We start from the raw sequence: 8,580 nt of genomic DNA, 5'->3' as shown, positions 1-8,580 counted from the left end.
TGCGGGAAGGACCGGGAGCGGGCTTCAGACGCGCAAAAGACGCCAATCTTAAGAATGGAATTCCGGAGGAAAGCATGAGGGAGAAAATCCTTTTACTGATAGAGAACAACGCGAAGCTGACGGCAGAGGACATCGCGGACATCCTTATGGAGGAGCCGGAAAGAGTGGCGTCGGAGCTCGAGGCCATGGAGAAGGAGCACATCATCTGCGGCTACCATACCTTGATCAACTGGGATAAGACAGAGGATGAGAGGGTGGACGCTCTCATCGAGGTGAAGGTGACGCCGCAGCGCGGCATGGGCTTTGACTCCATCGCGGAAAGGATCTATCAATACGAGGAGGTGGACGCACTCTACCTGATGAGCGGCGGCTTCGACTTCACGGTGATGATCAAGGGAAAGACCATGAAGGAGGTCGCGAATTTCGTCGCCATGAAGCTCGGGCCGATGGAATCCGTCCTTTCCACCGCGACGCATTTTGTACTGAAGAAATATAAGGATCACAGCACGATCCTGGAACGGATCCGGAAGGATGAGAGAATGAAGGTGTCTCCATGAGTGCTCCGCTGAACCATGTGCTCACAGAGATCGAGCCGAGCGGGATCCGAAAGTTTTTTGATATTGTCGCGGAGATGAAGGACGCGATCTCTCTGGGGGTCGGAGAGCCGGATTTCGACACGCCCTGGCATATTAGGGAGGAGGGGATTCACTCCCTCGAAAAGGGAAGAACCTTCTACACCTCAAACTCGGGACTCCTGGAGCTGAAGACGGAGATTGCGGCTTATCTTAGGCGGAGCTTCTCCGTGAATTACGACCCGTCCTCTGAAGTGATGGTGACGGTCGGCGGCTCCGAGGCGATCGACCTTGCGATGCGCGCCATACTAAACCCCGGGGACGAGGTGCTGATCCCCCAGCCAAGCTATGTCTCCTATGTCCCCTGCGCGCTCATGGCAGGGGGGAGGGCGGTGCCGATCGAGCTGGAGGAGAAGGATTCCTTTCGCCTGAGCGCGGAGAAGCTCAGGGAGAAGATCACGGAGCGGACGAAGCTTCTGGTCCTCCCCTTCCCCAACAATCCGACCGGGGCCATCATGGAGGAGGAGGACTTGAGAGCGCTGCTTCCTCTCATCGAGGAGCATGATCTTTTTGTATTGACTGACGAGATATACTCGGAATTAAGCTACCGGGGGAGGAGCCGCTCCATCATCGAATTCCCGGGGATGCGGGAGCGGACGGTCTACATCAACGGCTTTTCGAAGGCCTATGCGATGACCGGCTGGAGGCTCGGCTACGCCTGCGCGCCTAAGCGGATCCTAAGTCAGATGCTGAAGCTCCACCAGTTTGCGCTCATGTGTGCCCCGACCTGCTCTCAGTATGCGGCGGTAGAGGCGCTTCGAAACGGGGATGAGGATGTCGCGAGGATGCGGCAGGCCTATGACGCGCGCCGCCGTTTTCTGGTCGCTAATCTCCGCAGGATCGGAATGGACTGCTTTGAGCCCTATGGGGCTTTCTATGTTTTCCCCTCGATTCGCCGTTTTCATATGACGAGTGAGGACTTTGCAAACCGCCTTCTCCGGGAGGAAAAGGTCGCGATCATTCCCGGCAACGCGTTCGGGGCCTGCGGGGAGGGCTATATGAGGATCTCCTACGCCTACTCCATTCAGGATCTGAAGAAGGCCCTGGAGCGGATCGAAGGCTTTGTCAGCCGCCTGTAGTTTTCTCTAATGGAGGGCCGCCTATGGCATGGTACGATTCCGCAATATTCTATCACATCTATCCGCTGGGCATGGTGGGGGCGGAGAAGCGAAATGACTCCGGAGCGATCCGCCGCCGCTTTTCCGAGCTCACGGCCTGTATCCCGTATCTCAAGGTCCTGGGATGCAATGCCGTTTACATCGGACCGATCTTCGAATCCTCCTCCCACGGATATGACAGCCGCGACTATAAACAAATCGACCGGCGCCTCGGATCCAACGAGGACTTCTGCGGCTTTGTGGAGATGGCGCATAAGTGCGGGATCCGCGTAGTCGTGGATACTGTCTTTAACCACACGGGGAGAGAATTTTTCGCCTTTCAGGATCTCCTCTCAAAAGGAGAGGAATCCCCCTACCGGGACTGGTACAAGGGAGTGAACTTCGGGCAGCGCTCTCCGCTCGGGGACCCCTTCTCCTACTCCGCCTGGCACGGAGTCAACGAGCTTCCGGAGCTGAATTTTAACTGTGAGGAGCTCCGGAAATATCTCGTAGAGATCGTGCGCTTCTGGGTGAAGGAATTTGATATCGACGGCCTCCGCCTCGACTGCGCGGACGTTCTGGACCTTCATTTTCAGAAATCCCTTCGCTACTTCACGAATGAGATGAAGCCGGAGTTCTGGCTCATGGGAGAGGTGATCCACGGGGAGTATCAGCGCTGGGTCAATCCGGAGACCCTGCACTCCGTCACGAATTATGAGCTTCATAAGTCCCTCTACTCCGGTTTCAACACGCGGAACTTCTTTGAGCCGGCGCACAATCTGAATCGGAATATCCAGATTGCGGGGGAGCTCTATACCTTCCTCGAAAACCACGATGTGGACCGGATCGCATCGAAGCTGGAGAGGCGGGAGGACCTCTACCCCTGCTATGCGGCGCTCTTTACACTGCCGGGGAAACCCTCGATCTACTACGGCGGGGAGTTCGCGCTGGAGGGAAGGAAGGGGAAGGACGGCGATGACGCTCCGCTTCGCCCGAGGATCACGGAGGAGATGAAGCCGAACGAATTTACGAGCTACCTCGCAAAGCTCTCTGAGATCCACGGCAGGAACTCCGAGCTTCAGAGCGGAGCCTACCGGGAGATCCTGCTTCAAAATCGCCACTGGGCCTATGCCAGGATGGAGGGAAACGGAGCGGTGCTCATCGCGCTGAGCTGTGACGACAGCCCGGCGGAGCTGAGCCTCAAGCTTCCGCTGAAGGCGGAGCTTGCGATCGACCTCCTTTTGGAGGAGGAGCTTCCGCTTTCCGGGGACAGGCTGCAGCTTTTGGTCCCCGCGCACGGGGAGCGGATCATAAAATTAAAGGGCGCGAACGGATAGTGCCGGGGGGAAGAGGCAGTTTTAGAGCCCTTTTTCGCGGAGCCGGGAAGAGCATAGGAGGATGTGATGGAGAAGAAGAATCCTGCGAAGACAGAGGCTTTGGATCCGGTATTTCTGACGGAGCTGGACCGCTATCTCTTCGGAAATGGCAGAAATTACAGTGTCTATCGGAAGATGGGCGCGCATCCCGCGGTTCTGGACGGGAGGAAGGGGATGCATTTTGCCGTCTGGGCCCCCCATGCGAAGGCGGTCTCCCTGGTCTGTGACAGAAACGGGTGGAATGCGGAGGCAAATTATATGCTCCCGCTCGAGCAAAGCGGAATCTATGAGGGCTTTCTCCCGGATATGGGCTTTGGAGAGCTCTATAAGTACGCGATCCACACCGAGTGGGGAGAAATCCTCTATAAGGCGGACCCCTATGGCTTCTCCGCGGAGCTTCGCCCGGGCACGGCCTCCAGGACCGCGGATCTCTCGAATTTTTCGTGGGGAGACGAGAAGTGGATGCGAAAGAGAGCCGCACAGAATCTCTATGAGAGTCCCATGGCGATCTATGAGCTCCATCTAGGCTCCTGGAAGAAGGATCCGGGGAGTGAGACCGGCTTTATGAATTACCGGAAGAGCGCGGTGGAGGTCGCGGAGTACTGCCTGGATATGGGGTATACGCATGTTGAGCTCATGGGCATCGCGGAGCATCCCCTGGATGCCTCCTGGGGTTATCAGGTCACAGGTTATTTCGCGCCGACCTCCCGCTACGGAAGTCCGAAGGACTTCATGTATCTTGTGGACTACCTCCATCAGAAAAATATCGGTGTCATTCTCGACTGGGTTCCCGCCCATTTCCCGAAGGACGCGCACGGACTTTCGGACTTCGACGGCACGCCCTGCTATGAATATCCGGATCCCAGGATGGGGGAGCATCCGGACTGGGGGACAAAGATCTTCAACTATTCCAAGAACGAGGTGAAGAACTTTCTGATCGGAAATGCGCTCTACTGGTATGAAGAGTACCATATCGACGGCCTCCGTGTGGACGCGGTCGCCTCCATGCTCTATCTGGATTACGGCAGAAGAGACGGACAGTGGGTCCCGAATCGCTTCGGCGGAAACGGAAATCTCGATGCGATAGAATTTTTCAAGCACCTGAACTCCGTGATCCGCGGCCGCGGAGACGGGAGCATCATCATCGCGGAGGAATCCACAGCCTGGCCGAAGGTGACGGCCCGGCCGGAGGACGACGGCCTCGGCTTTCACTTTAAGTGGAACATGGGCTGGATGCACGATTTCCTGGACTATATGAAGCTGGACCCCTATTTCCGGAAGTTCAACCACAATAAAATGACCTTCGGCATGAGCTATGCCTCGAGCGAGAAGTTCATCCTCGTCCTCTCCCACGATGAGGTCGTACATCTGAAATGCTCCATGATCAACAAGATGCCGGGCAGCACAGAGGACAAGTTCCGAAATCTCAAGGCAGCCTATCTCTTTATGTTCGGACATGCCGGGAAGAAGCTCCTCTTTATGGGACAGGATTTCGCGCAGTTCCATGAGTGGAATGAAAACGCGGCGCTGGACTGGTACCTCTGCGAGGAGCCGCTGAACCGGGATCTGAAGTCCTTTATGAAGGACCTCCTCCATCTCTACCGGGATCATCCCGCAATGTATGAGATCGACGACTCCTGGGATGGCTTCCAGTGGATCAATGCGGACGATGCGGACCGCTCGATCTTCAGCTTCTACAGAAAGGATAAGTCCGGAAAGCAGGGCCTCCTCTTCGTCATCAATATGACGCCGGTGGAGAGGCCGGACTACATGGTGGGTGTCCCGAGGGGCGGGAGATACACACTGATCTTTGACGAAAACGGAAAGGTGAAAGGCCTCACCGGAAAGAATATCTACCGGGCAAAAAAGGGAGAGTGCGACCACCAGCCCTGGCATATCCCCCATCCGCTTTCCGGATACGGGCTCGCGGTCTTCCGCTTTTACCCCTGAACTGCCCAAGGACCTCGCGTTTTTCGCTTTCACCACTGACTTATCCCGAAGGGCCCGCGTCTTTTGCTTTCACCACGGATTTTCCCCGAGGGCCCCGTGTTTTTGGCTTTTACCATGGATTTATCCCTGACTTTGTTAAAGGGCCCGCGGATTAGAATTTCCGCGGGCCCGGGATATCAAGGCGGGAGGATAGATATTGCGTTTTTCCAGTCGGATGCGCTCCTTTATAAGCAAAGTACTACTCAGTGCTTCTTATTATTGTCATAAATTGCTGCACCTTCGGCAACCATCATCAAATTTTGATCCTGCTGCTTTTTCGGTGCATCCGTATAGTTGATGTCCTGGCGATCCATATCATTATTGTCTGTCCACAGCTCACATTGGAGCATTACTGTGGCAACAGCGTCGTCCATGCCTTCCGGCGGATACTTATGTTTTTTTAGAAGTCTCTTAATCATCATGCGCATTTTGGCGCGTGCAGAATCCCGTTTTTGCCAGTCGATGGACCGATTCTTTCGGAGAGCTTCTGTCAATTCTTTTGTAATGGCAATCAGCTCATCATTTTCATAAAAATCCTTTATAGCCTGCGGTTTAGTAAGCGCATCATAGAATGCCAGCTCATCTTCCGAAAGGCCGAGTTCATCCCCGGCCTCACGAGCATTACGGATTTGCTGAGCCATCTTAAGAAGTTCCTCAATGACCTCCTCATTGCTAAGCATCCCATTCAGATATCGATTCATTACACCTTGAATAATTTCACTGAATTTTTCAGACTTTACGACATTTGTGCGCCTGTATATCTGCACCTGCTCCGCTATCAGCTTTTTCAAGAGTTCAACGGAAAGATTCTTCTCCTTCATCTTTGAGATTTCCTCAAGGAATTTAGGATCAAATAGAGAGAACTCCTCTTTAGTATCCGAGAACAAATTGATAACGCCATCGCTCTTGATGCTGGACTTCAAAAGCTCATTGATACGTGCGTTCATTTCCGGAAGGGATATTTTCTTACCCTCCCCCTGGTTCATCAAGCGCATAACGAGTACGCGGACAGACTCAAAGAATGCGGCCTCAACTCTCAGATTATGCTCTACCAGCGAAGAACAGAGGGACAATGCCTGACGCAGCAACAGCGCCTCCTTGATGAAGTCCTCGCGTTCTCTTTCCTTATCGGGGCCTACAATGAAGTTGACCGCTCCGGTGATGGCCTTTGAGCGTTCAAGATCGGTGCCATTTGTGAACTTGGAATAGTTATATCCATGGAACAGATCGCGACAAACAGACAGCTTCTCGAGGAACTTCGGGTATGCCACTTTGGCGATATCGGTATCGCCGTAGTTCTTCTTATCGCGAGCCGTATAGTCGTTCATTGCCTGCTTTAACGCTGCTGCTATTCCAACATAGTCAACGATAAGGCCGCCTTCTTTATCCTGAAAGACGCGGTTGACACGAGCAATGGCCTGCATCAGATTATGTCCCTGCATCGGTTTATAGACATACATTGTTGCAAGAGAGGGAACATCAAATCCAGTCAGCCACATATCAACGACAATGGCGATCTTCATCTCGCTGTCATTGTCTTTGAATTCCTTGGCAAGCTCATCTCTGCGGCGCTTATTTCCGATAACCGCACGCCACTCCTCCGGATCTTTGTTGCTCTCAGTCATTACAACCTTGACCTTCTCCTTCCAGCCTGGACGCAGTTCAAGAATGCGGTGGTAGATTTTCATGGCGATTGCACGGGAATAAGCCACGACCATCGCCTTGCCTGTCAGAAGGTTGGCACGATAATTCTCGTAGTGGCTAAGAATATCATTGGCCAGAGAATCTATCGTCGCATCATTTCCAAGTACAGCCTCCATCTGACCGAGTTCCTTCTTACTTTTTTCAATTACTTCAGGATCGGCGTTATTTGCCATAATGTCGTATTCCTGATCAATCAGATGTAGTGTAGCTTCGTCAAACTTCAGCTTAATAACACGACTTTCGTAATAGACAGGCCTCGTAGCGCCGTCCTCTACGGCCTGCGTCATATCGTAAATATCGATGTAGTCGCCGAAAACCTCACGGGTATTTCTGTCCTTGGAAGATATAGGGGTTCCGGTAAATCCTATGTAAGTGGCATTCGGGAGGCTGTTTCTAATGACACGTGCAGTTCCGATTTTTATCTCACCAGTCTTGGCATCGACTTTTTCTTTCAATCCGTACTGACTGCGGTGCGCTTCATCAGCCATGACGATGATGTTACGGCGCTCTGAGAGCGGCTCGGAGGACTCCTCAAACTTCTGCATAGTTGTAAAGATAATGCCATTTGCCTGTCTGCCATCCAGCCAGTCCTTCAATCCGATATCGCTCTTACCGGAGGTCTCTGTCAGTTTCCTGCAGGTGGCATGCACCGGTTCCTGACGCAGAAAATCTTTACACTTTGCAAATTGCCCATAAAGCTGATCATCCAGATCATTACGGTCTGTAATTACAACGATGGTCGGACTATCCAAGGCTTCCTGCAACAGATGTGCATAAAAGACCATGGAAAGAGATTTTCCGCTGCCTTGTGTATGCCAGAAAACACCACCTTTACCGTCAGTAAGCGCAGCGTGTTTTGTAGATTCAACCGCTTTCCGGACAGCGAAATACTGATGATAAGCGGCAAGAATCTTAAACTTTTTCAGTCCTTCGTTGGAGAAGCAGATGAAGTTTTTGATGATGTCCAGCAGACGTCCTCTTTCAAACATCCCCTCAAAGAAAGTATCAAATTGGGCATACTGCGTATTCTCATAACTGCCATCTTTTGTTTTCCATTCCATGAATCTATCTTCACCAGAGGTGATGGTTCCGGCTTTACTGGTTAAGTGATCGCTGATTACGCAGATGCAGTTATAAATAAACATCGACGGGATTTCCTGCATGTAGTTTCTAATCTGCAAATACCCTTCGGAAGCATCGGTCTCCTCACGGGATGGAGATTTCAGCTCAATAAGAACAACCGGGAGGCCGTTCAGGAACAGGAGCACATCTGGCCGTTTATTACTGTTTTCAATGAAAGTCCACTGATTCGCTACGACAAAGGAGTTTTTCCCGAGATTTTTATAATCGACGATATAGACGAGACCGGAGCGTTCCTCGCCCTTGACGAAGTAGCGCACTTCGATTCCATGCTGAATATAGCCCATGAAGACAGCGTTCTTCTGAACCAGTTCGGCATTTTCAAAGTTTTTTAGTTTAAACAGCGCATCCGCAATAGCATCCTCCGGCATGGTTGGATTCAGCCTGTGAATAGCTGCTTCTAGCTCTTCCTCATATACCGGACTTCGGAAGTCGCGCTCCAACTCCGGCGCATAGACATATCGGTACCCCATGTTTCGAAATAATTCGATTATCGAATTCTCATAGTTCGCTTCGGTATAAAATTCCGACATGAACCTTCCCCCTTTTTAATTTTTTTATATTATCCTTTTCTTAGAGACCGTTTTCATCATTCAGTACTCCGTTTCAAACGAGAATTTACTTCAGCAGGCACAGGCCATT

General features: G+C 52.2%; 5 protein-coding genes. 4 read left to right on the top strand and 1 reads right to left on the bottom strand.

Annotated elements, in window-relative coordinates:
• Window positions 1-74: 74 nt before the first annotated feature.
• The 4 genes from HMPREF1986_RS02490 (at window position 75) to glgB (ending at window position 5,055) form a co-directional block, all read left to right on the top strand.
• Window positions 75-557 (top strand): Lrp/AsnC family transcriptional regulator, encoded by a 483-nt coding sequence (locus HMPREF1986_RS02490; protein WP_036598946.1) that lies wholly within the window; start codon window positions 75-77, stop codon window positions 555-557.
• Window positions 554-1,711 (top strand): aminotransferase class I/II-fold pyridoxal phosphate-dependent enzyme, encoded by a 1,158-nt coding sequence (locus tag HMPREF1986_RS02485; RefSeq protein ID WP_021773167.1) that lies wholly within the window; start codon window positions 554-556, stop codon window positions 1,709-1,711. The genes HMPREF1986_RS02490 and HMPREF1986_RS02485 overlap by 4 nt, the downstream gene beginning before the upstream one ends.
• A gap of 23 nt (window positions 1,712-1,734) precedes the next feature.
• Window positions 1,735-3,066: an alpha-amylase family glycosyl hydrolase gene (locus HMPREF1986_RS02480; RefSeq protein WP_021773166.1), complete on the top strand. Its 1,332-nt coding sequence runs from the start codon at window positions 1,735-1,737 to the stop codon at window positions 3,064-3,066.
• A gap of 66 nt (window positions 3,067-3,132) precedes the next feature.
• A complete protein-coding gene (gene glgB / locus HMPREF1986_RS02475; protein ID WP_021773165.1) occupies window positions 3,133-5,055 on the top strand; it encodes a 1,4-alpha-glucan branching protein GlgB in 1,923 nt (640 codons plus the stop codon).
• A gap of 242 nt (window positions 5,056-5,297) precedes the next feature.
• Here the strand turns inward: glgB and HMPREF1986_RS02470 are convergent, their stop codons facing one another.
• Complete coding sequence (locus HMPREF1986_RS02470) at window positions 5,298-8,471, bottom strand: type I restriction endonuclease subunit R (protein ID WP_021773163.1); 3,174 nt, start codon at window positions 8,469-8,471, stop codon at window positions 5,298-5,300.
• Window positions 8,472-8,580 lie beyond the last annotated feature (109 nt).

Origin of the sequence: Oribacterium sp. oral taxon 078 str. F0263 (genome assembly GCF_000469565.1) — a bacterium.
Classification (GTDB): domain Bacteria; phylum Bacillota; class Clostridia; order Lachnospirales; family Lachnospiraceae; genus Oribacterium.
The sequence above is the reverse complement of the archived record's forward strand: the minus strand, read 5'-3'. Positions and strand labels throughout refer to the sequence as shown.